The organism is Lactonifactor sp. BIOML-A5, assembly GCF_009677585.1.
In the GTDB taxonomy this organism is placed as follows: domain Bacteria; phylum Bacillota; class Clostridia; order Lachnospirales; family Lachnospiraceae; genus Lactonifactor.
Window position 1 is genome coordinate 229,976 of record NZ_WKYV01000006.1, and the last position, 18,334, is coordinate 248,309.

The following is an 18,334-nucleotide window of genomic DNA, read 5'->3' on the forward strand; positions in this document are numbered from 1 at the left end:
CCTTCCATAACTGCCCTCATCTCCAAAATTGTCATGTAGTTTCGCATTGACTCCAGCTGTAATTCATAGGTGCCTCTTGGACAAGTAGGCTCAAAATTTTCTATCCCCTTTTCTAAAAATTGCGGTTTAGTTATCTTGATAGTTATCCTTCATCCCTGTATTTCTTATGCAGCAAGAGCATTTCTGGTGTCTCTTCCCCCTCCATTTGCAATCAGCGCAAGCCATTTTTTTCATATCACTCAAAGCCGCCTCGCTCCACCAGCCAGTTCCGGTGCACCCACTCACGAAATAGGGTGTTACCCTTCCCTCATCTACGAATGTAATCTCAACCGGAATTAAAAATCTATCACCAACCTTATATTTCATTCTCTACCTCTTTCTCCGGCACTCAGCAGCCGACCGCTAAATCTTAATGAAGTCAATTGTCAGTTTACGTATTTTTTTAATATCTGTAATACAAGCGTTGTCGAGACAAGTAGCTGTCCATTATCCGTATACTCCTCTTCTATGTCTACAAAACTTACATCTCTTATTTCTTCCTGTATCATTTCAAGCTCTTCTTTACTCATCATTTTCCTTTCCGGCAATCGCCTAAATCCTAAGTTAGTTCCAATCTAATTTTTTGCCCGCAGCAATTACAATAGTCTGTATCCGTTGCCATTAAATTTTTTGAACCGCAAACTGGGCAATCTCCACGTATCGAATACGGATAATTGTTAAAACCCCTTAATATATGTCTTTGATTCACTTTCATAGGTATCTGCTTTTCCAATGCTTTTTTCACTCTTCCAAAATCAAAATTAACCTCTTTTACATCCTCTTCCGCTTTTCCGTCCAGATTTATGGTGCGTACCTTTTTAATCATAATGTCTCTGATATGCTCCATATTTTCTATGGTGTCCTCCATACTCCACGGCATTTTTAAGTTTCTACCCATACTATCCCTTTCTTGGTTTGAACCGTAAACTCTTAAGTTGCCGAAGTAAGAGCAGATTCATCAGCATACCTTATATACTGTCCTGTTTCAAAAGTCTTTACACTGTCCTATATAAAGCTTTCCACTGTGCCTTGCTTAGTTTTCTTTTATAGCATAGATACTTCAAACTACGTACCTTATATTCTTTTAGTTCATCTGCGGCCTGCTTCCCCTTCCATCCTAAGGCTGTATACATTTCCAGTGACGGGGATACAATCCCTAATTCTCTGTTAATTCTGTTGCTGCATATACAGCGCGGAGGCTTTGGCCAGTGTTTTATCATATACTCTGTATAAAATGGTTTTTTATTTTTTCTCATAAATACTTTTCTCTTTTATAACCCAAATTTATTAGTATCTCGCAAGGAGCCCTATGAAAAAAATATCTAAAACTCCAACTATATTTTTTGAATCATTTGAGGCAGCACTGTTGTATGAGGAATTCTTGCAAATTCCAGACAACCCTTTCGGATTTTCAATACCCCCAAACTTTATTGTCAGCTCGCATTTTATGATCACAATGCTCAAAACCGCTTACGCAGTAAAAGGATGGGATTATATTGATGATTGCTAGTCAAAAGGTAGCTCTTCCTGCTCGTTAATTTTCATAAAACCAGAATCTTCTCCGGCATCTATTTCGCATGCAAATGCTTCAAGGCTTAAATTTTCATTTAGTTTTTTCAAATCCAGAACATAACACCTCTGGCGTATATTAACATCATTACTATTATTGTCGCGCTCTTTAAAGTTTCTTAACCCATAGTCCAACCAGTATGTTTCCCGACGTAATTGCCTGGTGAATTGCCGTATACCCAGGACCTCTACATCGGATACATTAAATTCTCGGACGTATTTGGTGAATTCGTCATAAATTAGATTGAGACGCAGGCACAACTCACCATTAGATTGATTAACCGTATAATCGTAATCCTTGCGGATACGATTTTTCAGCGCCATGGTATCAAAAGTCTGAATGATTAAGTCTACGGCACTATTTACCTTGCTGCTACCATCCAGGGAGTTGTAAGTATTATTGATAATAGAGTCCTGTACCAATTTATCTGAAATTCCAGCCTCGCCCCAGAAGTCCAATCCAAACGATTCATACAGCTCTTTTATAAGCAAAATACCAAGATACACATTTGACATTCCAAGGATTGTCCTGGTTTCAAAGTCCAGTTTCTCAAATACTCGGCTTTTTTGTATGAGGCTGTCCACTGCATCATCCGGCATATTCATCACCAGCATGAGCAAGGCTTTACCCAGCCCGTTTAACCTCAGCTCATGCTTGGATAGATTCCGGTATGATTTAGTATGTTCTGCTGTTCGGTCACTCTTTGCAAATTGGACGTCTACAATACGCTCCTTGATAGCGGTCTCGTCAAAAGAAGATTCTCCCACCAAACATATAGGGCTCCTGCGCAGGTAATTTACTACGGACTGGTCGGCGCGGCCTCTTTGGCTTGTCTGATAATCATAAGTGCTACGGAGTGTCCCGGATATCAAATCCAACTCAACCTTGCTGAGTTTGTGGGGTTTGTACTCCTCGAAGATTACCGGTAAGAGATTAGTGCTGCTGGTGGATTTCAGAGTGGAAAACTTAGTAATACCGCTACAACCAATGCCGCTGCCTTGTAATCCAAATATAGGCTGGATTATCTTTTCCAGCGTTTCCGACTTGCCCGAACCGGCGCCGCCAGCAATAACCAGATGAGATAACTTAATTTTCCTTTGGCGAAGGCGTTCTTTCAAAAAGCACACCCCCACCCATCCAAGGATATTTATGGTACGTTCAAAAGTATTAAACCGGAATAAATCCTCCGATATCTCTTTAAGCTCCGATTTTTTAATCATTGGCGACTCTGCTATCCCAGACCGTAACGCCTCATTGTCCTCCAAAATGGAAACCACGCTATCAGTAGGCTTTCCTTTCCGGTCAATTGCCCCATCAGTCCCAACATATACCCATTCACCATCCATCTGAAACAGTCCAACATAGCTAATACCCAAACAATGGTTATAATCCCGGTATTTATTAGTCATATACTTTTGGATATTTGCTAAGTCATCCTCAGTTCCAGAGAACACCATATCAATTCCGCCAATTTTCTTAATGGCCTTTTTAAACATCTGTGCTCCTGCAAACACTGAACTGTCAAACTGGCTTGTAAAGACTTGTCCGTCAGCCATAGTGAATTCAATGTCCATCAAATATGCATTATCGCTTCGTATTCCATTAACTGGCCGCATCACAAAATTGGTTATATCCTTCGGTGACTTATCTCCTCTGCTTGCAATATATTTATTACCAGACTCCCAGATCGGATTTGATGTGGTTCTTACCTCTTTTTCAGGAGAATCTCTCGGTTCCTCACCGCCATTTTTTCTTTTCATTATGCACCTGCTTGCTGTTTAATTCTTGAGTCCAAATCTGTAACTATCGCTAGGACCATATCCTCACATGCTTCTATCTTATATGTTCCGCTTAATGCCTCTGCCTCTTTCACGGTTTTTCCCCAATCCAATTCATTTATTGGTTGGTTTAGATACGCTTTGTGGAAGTGCCATAATTCAGAGTAATATTTTCCAATATCTGTTATCCCTATAAAGCCTTTTAAGAACCAATTATAAAGTGCATTGCACATTGAAAAGCAGAAGCAGGAGTTATGATTCGAATTAATTACATTAATCTTCTGCACAAATAATTCCCGTTCGTTATAGTTCGGATCCTTCTTACAGAATTCCTTGTGAATTCTAAGTAAGTCCACATAAACTGCATATGTCATTTTCTCATCCAATACGCCCCACTCCCTTCTTGCTATACAGTTCCTCAAAAAGTTCTTCCCACTGCCCCTGAAGCAGTGGAAGCTGATTAGAAATCCAGCAAAACAACTCTCCGAACGGCTCTACACAATGCTGTAGTCGCTCATAGAGCCTTATTTTTTTAGACAACAGCGATAATGCCTGGATGGACAATGTTCGCAACTCTACTTCAAGTTCTCTTCTCCTCTTCTGATGGAAAATTTTCACTTTTTCCTCCTGAGACAACTCCTGTTCACCCGTAATTCTGACTCCAAATGCTCCCGCTATATATTTCACGGCGGCCTCAAAATCCAGATTACAGTAATCCATAACAAAATTAAAGATTGTTCCACCAGCACCACAGGCCCAGCAGTAATACCCATCATGCTCAAGGTATCCACTATGGACCTTCATACTGGGATTCCGATCATTGTGGAAGGGACACAGGGCCAGCCCATTACGATACACTCGGATACCAAAATGTTCAGCCAACATCCGCATATTGACTTGTGATTTCACCAATTCAATATCATCATCTCGTAGCATCAGCTTCCCTCTCTTTCTTTTTTCTGGCCCTGTATTCTCTTTGTTTCTGCCTATAATATTCTGGGTTCTCCGCCCAGCGCTTTCTCTTTGCGGCAGCCATCCGGTCTTTATTCTCCCGTGCCCACTTTCTGCCTCTGGCTTTCTGTTCCTCGTGGTGATCATAATACCATTTTAAGCTATTGGCACGTATTTCTTCTCTGTGCTTTGCCGCATACCGATTTGCTCTGGCACGGGCTTTCAATATGCTTTGAGCAACTGGATGGTTTAAATCGTCAATAGTAGTATCTTGGTAATCCTGTATTTCCATCCCGTCCCACATACAGTCCGGATAGGGACAGGAAAAACAATCAGGATGACAACAATTATCAGGTCTTTGCAAACAGATCACTCCTATAAGGAACATGATACTTTGGCTTATTTACTGCCTTATCATCTATGTAAACATCCGCTGCAATCTTCCGACAGTCATGCCCCCAAAACTCAATCAGATCTGGCAAATTCTCATTGATTGCATCAAATCCCAGTCCGAAATCCGCACACCAATCGACTGCCTCCTGCAGGCGTCTTCCTTCACGGCAGGTATTTAAGATAATTTTATTTCCCTGTATCCTTCGCTTAATTAGATGATTGATAAGCGCGATATTTGGTGCACCAATTCCTGGGTATACGCTCTCACAAAGCGTCCCATCAAAATCCACAGCATATACTGTGTAATTTCTCCCCATATTAGTCGCCTCCCAGTAACTCTATAATCCGCTGTCCGGTGTGCCGCTTATCACAAAATTCCCAGATGATACCATAGTCTTCCGACATGGTGCGCATAGTTTTGGCAAGCTGTGGGCCAGGCGTAGGAGGTTTCTGGCCTCCTGCCCGGACAAATTCAGCGATTTCAGCCTCAACATCCCCTTTGGTGGGGATTCCATGCTTTTTGCAATACTGCCAGCGCCGAGGATTTACCCAGTTTTCTACATCTGCAAGGGATTTAATTTTCAGACCATCTTCTACCAGGATAATGAGTTTTATTCCCAGTTCTTGTGCTTTCACTGCCTCCCGGCGAAACCGCTCATGCTGCTGGGTGAGGTTACCGCAGACTTCTGTGAGATTCTGCTTGCGGTCAACGATCAGGCGGGGATTGTCGTAGTTCATGTAATCTCCCACCAACAATTTCGAAACTGGATGCTGTATTCCTTGCCGGTCAAATTCCGCCTCAATTTTCTTTATAGCCCGCGCCTTTTCCCGGCTGTCAATTTGTATCACCAATGCCATCATCACCTACCCTATGTTTAAATTCCCGGTCACTCTCCAGGTATTCTTCCTGTTTCCTCTGCTCGCTTAATAGCCATTTCAGGCTTTTTAAAACCTGCTTGTTTCGTTCCTGTCCCGCAAATTCATGGATTTTCTGGAAAAGTTTGGCCCGGTCTTTATGTTTTCGACGAATCTCCCTTTCCTTATGAAGTGCCGTGGCTAATTTGCAGCGCTCATCATAGTTGTTCGCCACTTCAAAATCATGAATCCAAGTAATAGTTTTCTTGTCGTAGCCTTTTGCAATACTCATATTTGTCTCATATTCTTCGTGGCTTTGTACAATAAGGTTTATAAAGTCTTCAATGATTTCCGAAGGCTTGTATTCAGATTGTTTTGTCATACTGTCACCGCCTTATCAATTGAAAGGAAGATCTTCATCAATATCGTCAGGTAAATTCACAAACCCATCTGCTCCAGGAACTGGCGTACTTTGTTGTGCCGTACCATGTCCTTCGTTAGCTGCTTTACTCTCCGCAAACTCCTGTTCCTCCACAACTACCTCTGTGGTATAGACCTTCTGCCCCTCCTTATTGGTGTAGCTTCCAGTTTGGATTCGACCACATACAGTCATTTTAGTTCCCTGCCTCAAATACTTTTCTGCAAACTCAGCAGCCTTCCCGAAGCACAGACAGCTTATAAAGTCTGCGGTAGCTTCTCCATCTCTCCTGAAGCGGCGGTCAACCGCCAGAGTATATCTTGCTATGGCAATGGGGTTATCGCCTTGGGAGTATCTCACATCCGGATCTCTGGTGAGGCGTCCCATCAAAACTGCCTTATTGATAAGTCATCCCTCCTTTTTGGCTACCTGCAAAGCATTAAATATCTGATGATACATTTGCAACTGCTTTTCGTGGTACTTGTCATGCTGGCTCTTTTTATCCGAATAGAAATCCATCAAAATTTCTATTGCGTAATCTTTATTGTCATCCAACAAATGTACTCTCTTGTGACAGTCCACTGCACCAATATCATCCTTGGCGATTCTCTGCCGCCAATCACAGCCGGTTATTGTGTAGGACTTTGGCTTTTCCTCTACTTCCAGGATTTCTTTCTGGAGCTTGCCTGCGTCTATGTAAAACCTATATAATTTCATTGTTGTACCTCCTACAATCCCCGGCTGCCCTCAAAGGACAGCCGATACATTTATATTTATGAAATCACCGTGAACCTCGGAAGCTCGGCCAATTCAATCTCCAGATGGTCTTTAATATTTTTCATAGCCTCCCGTTTCCATGCTCCGCCATCAGCTTCGAACAATGCACAATATACACTCATGCTGTCATTTTTCATGCGGAATACAAATTCAGATTCCGGCTGCTTTACCTCTGTAAATGTGCGATAAGGACGAAGTTTAACAGGGTTGGGAACCAACTTATCCTCTTTCCCGGCGATTCCTTTCTTGACGGTAGCAGATTGGGAAACTCCATCGTCCCCGTACGTGGCAACTGTACCACTCTCCACCGTACCGGCAAATTTTAGAATAACTTCGGCCCCCTCATTCTGAATAAATTTGGAACGCACACCAATCAAGAACGCCTCGGAATCAATAAATTTCCCATAAGCGAACTCCGGAATATCTGCCTTGACTGCCACCAAACACTCACGTTTCCGGTCAAAATCCAACTGTGAAATTAATCTGACTTCAGTTGGAGAAACCACCTGCACCAGCATACTGTCCGCCATATCATCTACACCAGCTTTTATGTACTCAATCAGTCCTGACAGAGTCGTCATCTCGATAGCATCTGCCCGAAGTTCCTCGTCAATTCTTCTCAGGTTCACATCTGTGTAACGGCTGTCTCCGCTCTCAATAATCTTTGGCTGCTGTAATCCTACGATGTACTGTAATGCTTCTTTAATCATGGTTTATACCTCTGCTTTCTTAATAATTAATAATCAATAATTAATAAATAATTTGCTGTGATGCTTCTTTTTTCTGTTCTATGGAATAGTTTCCTTTTTCGTCGGCATAGTCTTCCATCCTCGCCTGCCCCCGAATAGCAGAGCCATACTCTTCAGCGAAAAGCTCTCCTGTAAGCAGATTTTTCCCGATAGACATTCTGGTGGTTGCAGACTTTACAGGGGCAAGTGTAGTTTTAACTACGCAGTCTATCGCCACATCGCTTCTGTCCTCATTTTGCTCAAGCGACAAATTAATAGTGATTTTCCGTTTATTCTTATATGGAGTGTTCGGGTCCATCATATTTGCAATGACTTTTTCCATTGCATCCTCAAATTTTTCGGCCAGTTCGCCACCAGCGAAATTCTCTAAATCAATATTCAGTGCCATGGTATTCTTCCTCCTTAATTTCTTGCTACAGCAGCATTTGCCCACATAACAGACTCCTCAAGATTTGTCATAGCAAGGGACTTTTCCCGACTAGGCGGACATTCCTCATCAATCAGGTACGCCAGTTCCTTTGCTTTTGCACGGATTGCTTCGTATTTCTCCTGCTGACCTGCTTTTGGCACATGATACATAAAATTATTTTCAATTTGATTATTCATGGTATCTCTCCTTTTCAATATCAAAATCTACAGTTACTATATTTGATCTGACCGGTCAAAATTGTTGTATTACTTATGTATTGGTTCAGTTAATGCTCTTTCTACTGACCATCCTCTCTTCAACCTACTATAAATCGTATATCTATGTATTCCAGTTTCTCTTTCCCACTCCGTTAATGTTAAAGCCTTTTTATCAAACTCAAGTATATGGTTATCTGTTCGGTTCAAAGCCTGTTCAGCAGAAGTGGCCCATCTACAATTTAGTGGCTCATAATTACCATTTACATCTATTCTGTCAATGCTTTTGCTATCTGAGTATCCATTTGCTATGGCCCAGTTATAAAAACTTTCAAAATTACTCATCCACTCATCGCATACACAGACTCCTTTTCCACCATAATACATATAGAATTCAGTTTTGGAATTGTAGCATCTTTGTTTCATGGACTGCCATATATTGTATAGTCTTTCATGACTCAAACCATGGGTTGTAGAACGCTTTGCAGTGCTCTCTTTATTCAAACATCCGCAACTTTTCGTATTTCCACTTCTTAGATGATTCGCCCTAACCGTTACATAATTTCCGCAAGAACACCTACACAAATATTTAACAATGCTTCTCCCTCCAGATGTCCTTCCATTTTCAGAACGCTCAACAACAGTAAGCCTCCCGAAATTTTTTCCAACTAAATTTTCTGCTCTACCGCATCCACAGCTTTCCGTGAAGCCTCTCACAAGATTTACTGATTTTACATTTACGGATTTTCCACATTCGCAATGACATTCCCAAACTGCCCTACCTGTGGAGTCTATATGTGAATACCTTATAACAGTCAGTTTTCCAAACTGCTGCCCCGTTAAGTCTTTAATACGCCTCATAATTATCACCACCTCAAAAAGGGGCTTTGTTTAATACGACTTCCAACCCCTTGTTTGCTATGAAACAATTTACTCCGGTCACTTTTGATGCTTCTTTCAAAAACACACTTTCCGAACTGTACTCTTGAGATAGGTGTAGTAATATCACATTTCTTAATTCGACGCTTTTATTTGCATTTAGGAAATCCAACGCTGTACTGATTTCCATATGCCCGGTAATCTGATGGAAATACTGTGGCTTTGACTCGTCAAGCATATTTTTATCGTGGTTAGATTCTACGAAAATGTGGTTCAATCCGCGAAATTTATAACGAATATATTCAGTATCGCTGGCGTAGAGCAACCGCCCCATTTCTGGATGTACCACCAGAAATCCGAAGCATGGCACATCGTGCACCAGAGGAAAAGATTTAACCACGAAATTTCCGTATCTCCGAACTTGTCGTTCCATATCTGATTCATAGGGCTTGAACACTGGGATTCCGATTTTCTCAAAGTCGCCTGCGGATGCCGAATGGTCTTTGTGAATATGGCTTACCAGCACCCCGACCACTTTGCCCACATCAAAATCCAGCGCAATCTTCACGTCTTTGAATCTCACCCCAGCTTCGATTATCAGGGCTTCGGTGGTGGTTTCCAAGATGTAACAATTCCCGCTTGACCCACTCCCGAGACAACGCAGCTTCATAATTTCACCTCATCATCTTCCGGGAACCGAAACACCTTTGGCGGTGTAAATGCAAATGCCGGTACATAAAAATTTGCTGTTGCCATTGCGCCACCCTCACCGTACAGATATTCTCCATACTTGCTTCTGACCATCTCCATAGCCTTATCCATCTTCTCAACCGATGAATATTCCGCCATTCTATACGGCTGTCCAGTACCCGTATGAGCAAATATACTCTTGCAATCATACATGGCTTCCAGAATCACATTATCGTATGGGAGGTCTATTCCTCCGTCCTGACTAATAATTCTCATATTCCCTCTCCTTAATCCGCTGCAACTGACGGTCTAACTTGCTTTCTATCTCCTTCTGAATAATTTCCGATAATCCAGGACGCGAATCCTCAATAAGAAGCTTGACTTCTTCAACCATAATCACCACATCGGCAAGCTCATAAGGATATCGGTTTATGGTTTCTCCACCAATATTATCCTTGATTCTGGCGGCCGCGTATTCGGCGCATTCCTCCGCCAGTTTATCTAAGGCCAGCTCGAGTCCATTGTTGTGAGCAATTAAGGCAATCTTTTCTTTGTTTGTCATGGCGTTACCTCATGAATGCCGGGATATCATCTTCTACTGCTGTCTGCTCCGGTTCCGGCTTTGGTGGTTCGACCTTAACTGACTTGGGCTGATCGGCAGGCTTTGGATTCTCCACAACCTCTGCTTCCTCGAAATCCACTGTATTTGCGTGAGTCTCGATATCCTCTGCAACCTGCATCTCAACATCCACGGCATTATCAACATATCTGGCAGAACCATCCTCATCAATAACAGACATATCTTTCTCATATGCTTGCTGCATTTCCACGGACATCGGCCCCCATTTTCCAATTAACTGGCGGATAAGCGTTTTCTTAGCCATAGCATCAAAGTCTGTTGTCCACTTGCTGTTCTGGTAGCCCTTGTTCAAGTCGGTACGATACGCCTGAGAATATTTTTTTGCATGAGCCAATATCGCCGCTTTTGGACTGAAAATCTCCTTTTTATACCCACTATGTAGTTTAAACATGGCATAGTATCCTACTGTCTCAGCCTTTTCCCTTTCCTCTGGCTCCATAATCGGATGAGTGGCGATATCCTCTGTAATTGGGTTGTACTCAATCTCACCCTTTTTGATTTCATTAACCACGATTTTCTCGTATTCCCCAGATCTAATCGCTAACTGTACATATCCTTTCCAGCCAATCTGAAACTGTGCTTCCTTGGCTACTACCTGCCATTTTCCGTTGACTTTTTCTTTTTTATCATATGGCACCATATAGAACTGTCCTAACTGCGGACTGGGTGCCAACTGCAAGGCTTCACCCTGTAGCGCTGCCGACAGGATGCTTGGATTCGTACACTGCGCCAACGTTGGGTTGACCTGCACCGCCGACACCACGCTGGAAATGAATCTGGTAATATTCTTTTCGCCAATTACACCAGCGATATTGTTCTTTACCGCATCACTCCCGAGATAGGAAGCAATGCCGGTTTTCTGGTTCTGTGTTGCTATCTGCGTATTACTCATAATTCCTACGCCTCTCTTTCCTCATATTCATCACAACAATCATCATAGGTCGTACTCAGTCCATAACCCTCGCTGTCCTCGTTATTACAACAAAATTCATCTGCAGCCATTGGAATATGGAATGCGCAAGTACCGCAGCATTGGTTGGTGGTTGCATTACTCATTGACGGGCACCTCCTCAGCCAAGCCTTTGATAGATTTCACTTTATCCCGAAACGCCGCAACTTCCTCCTCCGGCACATCAACTTCCACCACAATACCTTTGGCGTTGCTGTTAATCTGGACGGTATCTCCGGGCTTGACGGTTACCGGGGAATTATAGGTGTATGGCTTACCTGTTGGCTGGCTGTCCTTTAAAAATCTGACTTTGATTAAATTCATGCTACTGTTCCTCCAATCTTAGTCCGAATGGGATTTCTCCATCCACTATTCTGAGCCAATGCGCAATCACGGCTGGATGTGCCGAACCATCATAAGGCTTTCGTGGCTCAAACAGGAATCCCGCTTCGACTTTCTCCTGATGCTCCTCATGTTCTTCAAGTGTTCCAGCTCCAATATGTTGATAAAATTGTGGATTATCCTCATATTTCGGATATTCCGGGTGTTCCGCTTCAAACTGCTTCACATCAATCAGAAACTGCTTCACATCCTTTTTATACCGCTCCATGTCGTCTATATATTTTTCATGAGCAGCTTCGCTCTGTTTGATTCTCTCTGCCGCTTCTTTCTGGACTGCTTTCCAAGTGTTTTCCGAAATCGTATAGAACTTATCGGCATACTGTGGATAAAGAAGATTGTCCATATCCAGTAATCTCAAACCACATTTATTGTTTTTATAGTTAAATACACGAATGAACTCCCACATCACGCACGCTGCTTGAAACCCAGTAATGCCACCACGAGCACTGGGAGCTTCATTCATTGCGTGTACCGTAGCTAACGCGCCCGCGGATAACGCATGGCAGATTGTCCCATAATCATGCTGATAATCTTCCATGAGGTGATTGAGGAATTTTGGAAGTTTTCCCATAGTCATATTCTCCGCTTCCTTATACCATTCCTCATGGACTTTCATTTCCTCTGTAATAACCGGCTTCATCATTCAACCTCCAATCTCATTTCTACGATCACCGACAAAACATCGCATCTATTTTCAATTCCCAGATATTTTGCATAGTTCCACGCCTGTTTTTCACTTTGGAATCTTTTTGCACGGTTCAGACACACCGTACAATTCAAGTTTTTGCTAAAGCTCCGGTCAATATATTTGCAAACCCCATTTCTGGCAATGGTTACCACGAATTGTTTGGACGTGTGACTTGTGCGAAGTGTTTCATTATCATCCATCACACCACCTCCACATATAACTCTGCATCACCTGACACCGCCAGCGTTACCATCTGACAATCCATCACCGGTAGATTGAAGTCATTCAATCCCTCGGCGTTATCAATAAACACCGGGGCTTTCACCTCGTAGATGTCCTGCAAAGTATTAATAATATCCAGTCCAACCACAATCCGGTGTCCGCTATTCAGGGAACTGTACGGCACTCCGGAATATTCACATTCACAACACTCTGCCATGCCGCCGTTAATTTGATTGCGGAACAAAATGAAGTTGGCTTTTTTAAATCGCCCATTGATTTTCTCTGACAACATATCCATCTTGGCTCTGGTAAACTGTTCTAATAAATACAATTCTTTCTCGCAGTCTGCTACCTGCTGTCCAACCTGCTTCTGCTCTGATTTCAGCTCCTCAATACGCTCCTCAACTGCCGTATTGTCCCCAGACGCAATCTTACGCTGCACCGCTAACAATTCCTCATTCTTACCAGAAATGGCAATTTTAAGCTGACTACGAATATTTGCCGCGGAGGTCATAGAATTGTGAGCTTCTTCCATTGCGATTACTTCCGCCTGCATAGCCTGGAACTCCTGGTTATCGGATAAGTCCACGGATTCGGGCAAGGCTGCCAGTTCTGCTTCTTTGGTGGCAATGTCTTTCTTGATTAAACCAGACTGTAATGCCAACTTACCCATCTTATCGGATGCTGCGTTAATTCCAGCGCTGGCGGCCTTAATGGCTGCCATAGCTTCTGTGCCATTTTTTTCAAGCTCATTAAGGCGATCCAATCTTTCGGTGTTAAACTTTATAACCGCGTCTTCTTTGCGTGTAAAAAAGTCACATTTGCGCTTCTCAATTTCCCCTGCAGGCAAATCCTGACCACACATCGGACACACCAGAGCGGACTCATTAAATTGCCATGCTCCCTCATCAAACCGCTTGGAGTTCCATTCTTTCCACTGTGCCAGAATAGAATCACGTTCCTTGTTATGATGTTCCAAATTCTGTTCACACTGCTGCTTGTCCAGTTCCGCCATCTTAAAGGCATTCTGGACATCTCTTAGCTTCTGCTGTAACTCCATTAGTTCCCGATTAAGCCGGCTTTTCTGTTCCACCAATCCGGCATTCGCCTGTCGAACATATTCATTCAAATCCATTTTCTTCTGTAAAATCTCATCCGACTGCTTCTGCCACTGTTCGTACTGAGCGTTGGTATCGTCCATCTGAGATTCCAGCTCCGCAATCTGCTCTTTGATGGCATTAGCCTGCAATTCCAATTCTGCTGTATCAATGTCCACAATCTGCTTGCTGACCTCATCAATTCTGGCAGGCAGCTCAACCTGTTTCTTTTTGTAGGCCGACAGAGCCTTCTTGGCTTTGGCGGTCAATTCCTCGGCTGTAAACTGGGCCAATTCAGAAGAAAGAGTCTGCAGTTCTGGATTAGTTGTAACCACATCGGCATCCGTCACTTCGCTCACCAATTTCAGCAGAATATCCCTCTGTTCCTGCCATTTCAGCGCCGTGAATGCCGCCGGGCTAGTAATCAGCTTAAATACCTTTTCATCCACCAGGGAGGTGATATAGGCATTGTAGTCTTTCTCTTTCTTTGGGATGTCGTTGATTTCAAACTCATTGATATTCCCGGCAAGTTCTTTCTCCTGCTTGCCACGGGGTTTCACCCATTTCTGCTTCTGGACTTTCTGGAGTTTCTTTTCTTCCCCATCTACGTCCAGCACCGCCACTACCTTGATTTCGATGTTATCTATTTGGTTGCCGGACTCATCCAGAGGACGTACTTGGAATTTGGAATCGCCGGCGCTGTTCTTATCAAACAACAACCACATGAATGCATCCACAATGGTTGTTTTACCCGAAGCATTCTGTCCGTAAATTTTCGTGGTATTGCCAAAAGTAATATTTAGCTCCCGGCATCCTTTGAAATTCTCAATATGTAATGATTTAATGTTAATCCTCATGTGTGGCGCCCTCCGGTTTATTCATATACTCCTGCTTTACCTCAATGGTGGCTTCAAAAATTTTCTTGATGCTTCCTGGCATAATATTGAACTGAACATTCTCACCCTTCACCGGCGTCTCAAACATAAGAGCACTCTTCTTGGTGATTCCCCGGTACGTACCGCACAGACTGCGATCAGAAAGGATAATCACATAGTCTGTTCCTTCCACCATTCTCTTACCATCAGTGGTAGTAGCTTCTACCGTTGTAATTTTATTTAAAATCATTCGCTTATTACTTCCATATTTTCTTCTCAATTAATAGATACGTTTCTCTTCCAATTTCCGCAAAAAAATGTTAATATAAAAATGGAATAAATTTCTGAGTCCTGTTTGCTTTGGTCGGCGCAGGACTTATTTTTGTGGTTTGTCAAGAATTTTAATCTCCCTCATATCCCCGGCCGGCTTATTCTCCACAAGGTGAAGGTAAAAGTTATCTTCGAATACAACTCTCCATTGCTTCGGATCCAGACCATTTTTTGATATGAGCTTTTTCTGTGCCAATGATGGCTTTTTACCTTGTTTGATTTTTCTCACTCCTTTCTCGCAGGTCCTTCCTTCTTGCTAACTTTGTAACCCGCCTCAGGTCTATCCAGGTCAGGCTGATTACAAAAACTACGTACCACACCACCGGTATGATCATAGCCTGCAGCATGTTATCCGGTTGGAAAAATCCGCTTTGCATTAATATGGTTGCTGCGAGGATTGAGATGATTACATTTTTAAACACTGGTTGTCCTCCTTTCCATTAAAGTAATCGGCCAGCTTCTCAGCGTTAATAAGATATTTTGAGCCTGCTTTTACATAGACAATCTTATTTTGAAGACAAAGCTGTCTTAAATATTCATAGCTTAACCCGGTTTCCTTACTGCACTGTCTCAGCGTTAACATCCTTGGAAAATCGGTCACCCCTCACACCTCCTTTCACTACATTTGACAAGAACATACATTCTGATATACTATTCTTCAAGAAAGTATTCGATTGAAACTCCGAAATAATCAGCAAGGAGCTTGAGTTTATCGGCTTTTGGTACATATCGTCCATATTTCCAATTTGTGAGTGTTGCGGTTGAAACTCCAGTATCCCTTGATACTTGATATGCTGTTTTATTAGTTTTTTCTAATAACTCCGCAAATTTTTTGTACACTTTTACACCTCCTTTAAAAATATACTATATTGACACTACCTAAGTTTTCTTATATAATTAAGTTACCAGCTGAACTAAATAAGAAAACAAAGGTATGTCTTAACTTAGCTATGATTTCTAAGTTGTTTTTAGTATAACTTAGTTTTCGTAGTTTGTCAATAGCATATTTTAGTTTTCGTAGCCTTTTTTAGAGAGGAACTAAATTATGTATGAAATTTTTGAATCATTATTAAAAAAATATGGCGTAACAACTTATCAGGTTGCAAAAGCCACTGGTATCTCAACCGCCTCCTTTACTGGATGGAAACAAGGAAAATGGAATTTCAAACAAGACAAATTACAAAAAATAGCTGATTACTTTGGTGTAACGGTAGATTATTTAATAACAGGAAATGATAGCCCAGACAAAAAAGAAAGCCTGTTAACAACAAAAGACGAACGTGACATATCAAAGATTCTGGAGCAGACTCGTCAGCAGTTACTTTCTCAGGAAGGTCTGATGTTCGACGGAGATCCTGCCAGTCCGGAAGCTATTGAATCTATCCTGTCTGCAATGCAGATTGGCATGGAGTTGGCGAAAAAAAAGAACAAGGAGAAATATACTCCCAAGAAATATAAAAAGGACTGATTGTCTATGGACATTAGCAGAGAGGTGAATAGCCTAGTTAGAAGGTATCAGACAAGGAATCCATTTGAGATGATACAAGGTATGAATGTAATTCTTGTATCGTGTCCTTTGAGCGGGGTTAGAGGGTTTTATCAATATTTTCAACGAAATAATATAATTTACATAGATGAAAATCTCCCGGAACATGAAAAACTTTTTGTTTGTGCGCATGAACTTGGTCATATGTTTTTACATAAGAAATCTAATGCTATTTTTATGGACACGCGGACACATTTTAACACTTCAAAATTTGAAGCCGAGGCGGATAAATTTGCTATTCAGCTTCTTTTGTCAGATGATTTAATAAATAGCTATAAAGAGCATAACATTGAACAGATATCACGCATCACTGGATATAATGAGAGACTTATTAAATTAAGAATGATGTAGTTGATTTGTTAAGAAGATTTTATAATAATTTACATAGGAGGAAATATTATGAGTTTTTTAGATACTTTTAAAGGTAAACAGTATAAAAACGAATTAGAAGATCTTAGTCGCGAACATGAAAATCTCAAAAGTTTGATGTCTCCAGAAATGCAAGATGCGCTTGCATTGAAAAACGAAATATCTAATCTTCAAAGACAACAGGAGAATGAAAAAGCAAAAATTTCAGAACTAGATAGAATTATTTCATCTAAAAATAATGAAATTTCAAATCTTGAGCAAATAATTGATGAAAAGAAAAAACATATTGTCTGGATGGATGATGAAATACTTGTTCAAGAATTTGGACTCTACAAACCACAATTTGATTTCGCTTCCTCTCTAGATTATAAAGAAGAACTTGCCAATGTTCGTTCTCTCCAAAAAGAATTGATTAAAAATAAACAGGCAGTAACAGGTAATACTAAATGGCAAGTTAACGGTAGCGCATCTAAGGGTAAAAAAATGGTTTCAGATACACAAAAATTGTTATTACGTGCTTTTAATAGCGAATGCGATGAACTGGTGTCCAAGGTAAAGTACACTAATTTTGATGCGTATTTAAATAGGATATATAAATCAGCTGAAAACATTTCCAAACTAGGGGCCGTAATGGATATATCTATTAAGACAGAATATTTGGCATCCAAAGCAAAGGAACTTAGGTTAGCCTTTGAATATCAAGTCAAAAAGCAACAAGAAAAAGAGGAACTAAAAGCAGCAAGGGCCGAACAACGAGAGCAAGCAAAATTGCAGAAAGAATTAGATGAACAACGACGGAAGATAGAAAAAGAGCAGACTCATTATCAAACAGCTTATGATAAACTCAAAGCACAGCTTATATTAAATCCTGATAATCCTGACTTATTAAGTAAAAAAGCAGAATTAGAAAACCAACTTTCAGATATTGATAAAGCATTAAGCGATGTAGACTATAGACAAGCCAATATGAAAGCCGGATATGTTTATATTATTTCAAATATAGGTGCATTTGGAGAGAATGTATATAAAATTGGAATGACCCGGCGTCTGGATCCACAGGACAGAATAGATGAATTAGGGGATGCATCTGTACCTTTTAACTTTGATGTACATGCTATGATATTTTCAGACGATGCTCCAGCGTTGGAGGCCGCGTTACATAGAGCCTTTGAAGATAGAAAGCTAAATATGGTAAATCAGCGAAGAGAATTTTTCAATGTTACATTAGATGAAATAAAAGAAGTCGTCAAAAAGAATTTTGATAAAACAGTAGAATTCATTGATGTTCCAGACGCAGAGCAATATAGAATAAGTTGTAAGATGAAGATTAATAAATAAAAGAAACCGCCCCCGGCGGCAACCAGGGACGGTCAATATAGATGTAACTCGCTAACCAGAGGTTATGGTATACACCTACCTTCAGCAAGTAGATTATACCATAAATCTCTCAATCTGACGAGGGTTATTTCGTATACCCTTTTATGAGAGGTGAT

At 41.3% G+C, this 18,334-nt stretch carries 34 protein-coding genes; 4 read left to right on the forward strand and 30 right to left on the reverse strand.

Annotated elements, in window-relative coordinates:
- Positions 1-126: 126 nt before the first annotated feature.
- The 4 genes from GKG41_RS06975 to GKG41_RS06990 form a co-directional block, all read right to left on the reverse strand.
- Positions 127-366 (reverse strand): hypothetical protein, encoded by a 240-nt coding sequence (locus GKG41_RS06975; RefSeq protein ID WP_154257811.1) that lies wholly within the window; start codon positions 364-366, stop codon positions 127-129.
- Between the two features lie 59 nt (positions 367-425).
- Positions 426-572, reverse strand: coding sequence for a hypothetical protein (locus GKG41_RS06980; RefSeq protein WP_154257812.1), 147 nt, complete (start codon positions 570-572; stop codon positions 426-428).
- 26 nt (positions 573-598) lie between these two features.
- The gene (locus GKG41_RS06985; RefSeq protein WP_154257813.1) at positions 599-937 is read right to left on the reverse strand and encodes a hypothetical protein; all 339 of its coding nucleotides are present in this window, start codon (positions 935-937) and stop codon (positions 599-601) included.
- A gap of 97 nt (positions 938-1,034) precedes the next feature.
- Complete coding sequence (locus GKG41_RS06990; RefSeq protein ID WP_154257814.1) at positions 1,035-1,295, reverse strand: hypothetical protein; 261 nt, start codon at positions 1,293-1,295, stop codon at positions 1,035-1,037.
- Positions 1,296-1,348: 53 nt separating this feature from the next.
- Between GKG41_RS06990 and GKG41_RS06995 the strand changes: the two genes are divergently transcribed.
- Positions 1,349-1,549, forward strand: a complete 201-nt coding sequence (locus GKG41_RS06995) for a hypothetical protein (RefSeq protein ID WP_154257815.1) — start codon at positions 1,349-1,351, stop codon at positions 1,547-1,549.
- On the opposite strand, the gene GKG41_RS07000 is transcribed toward GKG41_RS06995, so the two are convergent.
- The 26 genes from GKG41_RS07000 to GKG41_RS07130 form a co-directional block, all read right to left on the reverse strand.
- Entirely contained in the window at positions 1,546-3,369 is a 1,824-nt protein-coding gene (locus tag GKG41_RS07000) for a hypothetical protein (protein ID WP_154257816.1), read from the reverse strand. The genes GKG41_RS06995 and GKG41_RS07000 overlap by 4 nt on opposite strands.
- On the reverse strand, positions 3,369-3,773 hold the full coding sequence (locus GKG41_RS07005; RefSeq protein ID WP_154257817.1) for a hypothetical protein: 405 nt from the start codon (positions 3,771-3,773) through the stop codon (positions 3,369-3,371). Before GKG41_RS07005 ends, GKG41_RS07000 begins: the two co-directional genes overlap by 1 nt.
- Entirely contained in the window at positions 3,766-4,323 is a 558-nt protein-coding gene (locus GKG41_RS07010; protein WP_154257818.1) for a CHC2 zinc finger domain-containing protein, read from the reverse strand. The genes GKG41_RS07005 and GKG41_RS07010 overlap by 8 nt, the downstream gene beginning before the upstream one ends.
- On the reverse strand, positions 4,310-4,702 hold the full coding sequence (locus GKG41_RS07015) for a hypothetical protein (RefSeq protein WP_154265113.1): 393 nt from the start codon (positions 4,700-4,702) through the stop codon (positions 4,310-4,312). The genes GKG41_RS07010 and GKG41_RS07015 overlap by 14 nt, the downstream gene beginning before the upstream one ends.
- A complete protein-coding gene (locus GKG41_RS07020; protein WP_154257820.1) occupies positions 4,689-5,048 on the reverse strand; it encodes a hypothetical protein in 360 nt (119 codons plus the stop codon). Before GKG41_RS07020 ends, GKG41_RS07015 begins: the two co-directional genes overlap by 14 nt.
- Before the next feature lies 1 nt (position 5,049).
- The gene (locus tag GKG41_RS07025) at positions 5,050-5,589 is read right to left on the reverse strand and encodes an ERCC4 domain-containing protein (RefSeq protein ID WP_347563355.1); all 540 of its coding nucleotides are present in this window, start codon (positions 5,587-5,589) and stop codon (positions 5,050-5,052) included.
- On the reverse strand, positions 5,567-5,968 hold the full coding sequence (locus GKG41_RS07030; protein ID WP_154257822.1) for a hypothetical protein: 402 nt from the start codon (positions 5,966-5,968) through the stop codon (positions 5,567-5,569). Before GKG41_RS07030 ends, GKG41_RS07025 begins: the two co-directional genes overlap by 23 nt.
- Positions 5,969-5,983: 15 nt before the next feature.
- Complete coding sequence (locus tag GKG41_RS07035) at positions 5,984-6,409, reverse strand: single-stranded DNA-binding protein (protein WP_347563356.1); 426 nt, start codon at positions 6,407-6,409, stop codon at positions 5,984-5,986.
- A 3-nt stretch (positions 6,410-6,412) separates the two neighbouring features.
- Positions 6,413-6,721 carry a hypothetical protein gene (locus tag GKG41_RS07040; protein ID WP_154257824.1) on the reverse strand — a complete coding sequence of 103 codons (309 nt, stop codon included), beginning with the start codon at positions 6,719-6,721 and terminating at the stop codon, positions 6,413-6,415.
- 56 nt (positions 6,722-6,777) lie between these two features.
- Positions 6,778-7,491, reverse strand: coding sequence for a hypothetical protein (locus tag GKG41_RS07045; protein ID WP_154257825.1), 714 nt, complete (start codon positions 7,489-7,491; stop codon positions 6,778-6,780).
- Positions 7,492-7,531: 40 nt separating this feature from the next.
- Positions 7,532-7,918 (reverse strand): hypothetical protein, encoded by a 387-nt coding sequence (locus tag GKG41_RS07050; protein ID WP_154257826.1) that lies wholly within the window; start codon positions 7,916-7,918, stop codon positions 7,532-7,534.
- 14 nt (positions 7,919-7,932) lie between these two features.
- On the reverse strand, positions 7,933-8,136 hold the full coding sequence (locus GKG41_RS07055; protein WP_154257827.1) for a hypothetical protein: 204 nt from the start codon (positions 8,134-8,136) through the stop codon (positions 7,933-7,935).
- A 69-nt stretch (positions 8,137-8,205) separates the two neighbouring features.
- Complete coding sequence (locus GKG41_RS07060) at positions 8,206-9,015, reverse strand: hypothetical protein (protein WP_154257828.1); 810 nt, start codon at positions 9,013-9,015, stop codon at positions 8,206-8,208.
- A 13-nt stretch (positions 9,016-9,028) separates the two neighbouring features.
- Positions 9,029-9,703, reverse strand: a complete 675-nt coding sequence (locus tag GKG41_RS07065) for an MBL fold metallo-hydrolase (protein WP_154257829.1) — start codon at positions 9,701-9,703, stop codon at positions 9,029-9,031.
- Positions 9,700-9,999 (reverse strand): hypothetical protein, encoded by a 300-nt coding sequence (locus tag GKG41_RS07070; RefSeq protein ID WP_154257830.1) that lies wholly within the window; start codon positions 9,997-9,999, stop codon positions 9,700-9,702. Before GKG41_RS07070 ends, GKG41_RS07065 begins: the two co-directional genes overlap by 4 nt.
- Positions 9,986-10,285, reverse strand: a complete 300-nt coding sequence (locus GKG41_RS07075; RefSeq protein WP_154257831.1) for a hypothetical protein — start codon at positions 10,283-10,285, stop codon at positions 9,986-9,988. Before GKG41_RS07075 ends, GKG41_RS07070 begins: the two co-directional genes overlap by 14 nt.
- A gap of 4 nt (positions 10,286-10,289) precedes the next feature.
- The gene (locus GKG41_RS07080; protein ID WP_154257832.1) at positions 10,290-11,255 is read right to left on the reverse strand and encodes a recombinase RecT; all 966 of its coding nucleotides are present in this window, start codon (positions 11,253-11,255) and stop codon (positions 10,290-10,292) included.
- A gap of 5 nt (positions 11,256-11,260) precedes the next feature.
- Positions 11,261-11,419 (reverse strand): hypothetical protein, encoded by a 159-nt coding sequence (locus tag GKG41_RS07085; protein ID WP_154257833.1) that lies wholly within the window; start codon positions 11,417-11,419, stop codon positions 11,261-11,263.
- Positions 11,412-11,636 carry a hypothetical protein gene (locus GKG41_RS07090; protein ID WP_154257834.1) on the reverse strand — a complete coding sequence of 75 codons (225 nt, stop codon included), beginning with the start codon at positions 11,634-11,636 and terminating at the stop codon, positions 11,412-11,414. The genes GKG41_RS07085 and GKG41_RS07090 overlap by 8 nt, the downstream gene beginning before the upstream one ends.
- A gap of 1 nt (position 11,637) precedes the next feature.
- Positions 11,638-12,357 (reverse strand): hypothetical protein, encoded by a 720-nt coding sequence (locus GKG41_RS07095; RefSeq protein ID WP_154257835.1) that lies wholly within the window; start codon positions 12,355-12,357, stop codon positions 11,638-11,640.
- The gene (locus GKG41_RS07100) at positions 12,354-12,602 is read right to left on the reverse strand and encodes a hypothetical protein (protein WP_154257836.1); all 249 of its coding nucleotides are present in this window, start codon (positions 12,600-12,602) and stop codon (positions 12,354-12,356) included. The genes GKG41_RS07095 and GKG41_RS07100 overlap by 4 nt, the downstream gene beginning before the upstream one ends.
- Positions 12,602-14,578: an AAA family ATPase gene (locus tag GKG41_RS07105; protein WP_154257837.1), complete on the reverse strand. Its 1,977-nt coding sequence runs from the start codon at positions 14,576-14,578 to the stop codon at positions 12,602-12,604. The genes GKG41_RS07100 and GKG41_RS07105 overlap by 1 nt, the downstream gene beginning before the upstream one ends.
- On the reverse strand, positions 14,568-14,846 hold the full coding sequence (locus tag GKG41_RS07110) for a hypothetical protein (RefSeq protein WP_154257838.1): 279 nt from the start codon (positions 14,844-14,846) through the stop codon (positions 14,568-14,570). The genes GKG41_RS07105 and GKG41_RS07110 overlap by 11 nt, the downstream gene beginning before the upstream one ends.
- Before the next feature lie 286 nt (positions 14,847-15,132).
- The gene (locus GKG41_RS07120) at positions 15,133-15,348 is read right to left on the reverse strand and encodes a hypothetical protein (RefSeq protein ID WP_154257840.1); all 216 of its coding nucleotides are present in this window, start codon (positions 15,346-15,348) and stop codon (positions 15,133-15,135) included.
- The gene (locus GKG41_RS07125) at positions 15,333-15,527 is read right to left on the reverse strand and encodes a DNA-binding protein (protein ID WP_347563353.1); all 195 of its coding nucleotides are present in this window, start codon (positions 15,525-15,527) and stop codon (positions 15,333-15,335) included. Before GKG41_RS07125 ends, GKG41_RS07120 begins: the two co-directional genes overlap by 16 nt.
- 50 nt (positions 15,528-15,577) lie before the next feature.
- Positions 15,578-15,766, reverse strand: a complete 189-nt coding sequence (locus GKG41_RS07130) for a helix-turn-helix transcriptional regulator (protein WP_347563354.1) — start codon at positions 15,764-15,766, stop codon at positions 15,578-15,580.
- A 205-nt stretch (positions 15,767-15,971) separates the two neighbouring features.
- Here GKG41_RS07130 and GKG41_RS07135 point away from each other — a divergent pair, with 205 nt between their 5' ends.
- The 3 genes from GKG41_RS07135 to GKG41_RS07145 all read left to right on the forward strand — a co-directional run bounded on the left by GKG41_RS07135 (position 15,972) and on the right by GKG41_RS07145 (position 18,179).
- The gene (locus GKG41_RS07135) at positions 15,972-16,394 is read left to right on the forward strand and encodes a helix-turn-helix transcriptional regulator (RefSeq protein ID WP_154257841.1); all 423 of its coding nucleotides are present in this window, start codon (positions 15,972-15,974) and stop codon (positions 16,392-16,394) included.
- 69 nt (positions 16,395-16,463) lie between these two features.
- A complete protein-coding gene (locus GKG41_RS07140; RefSeq protein WP_243141043.1) occupies positions 16,464-16,823 on the forward strand; it encodes an ImmA/IrrE family metallo-endopeptidase in 360 nt (119 codons plus the stop codon).
- A 48-nt stretch (positions 16,824-16,871) separates the two neighbouring features.
- Positions 16,872-18,179: a DUF4041 domain-containing protein gene (locus GKG41_RS07145; protein ID WP_154257843.1), complete on the forward strand. Its 1,308-nt coding sequence runs from the start codon at positions 16,872-16,874 to the stop codon at positions 18,177-18,179.
- The last annotated feature ends 155 nt before the right edge of the window (positions 18,180-18,334 follow it).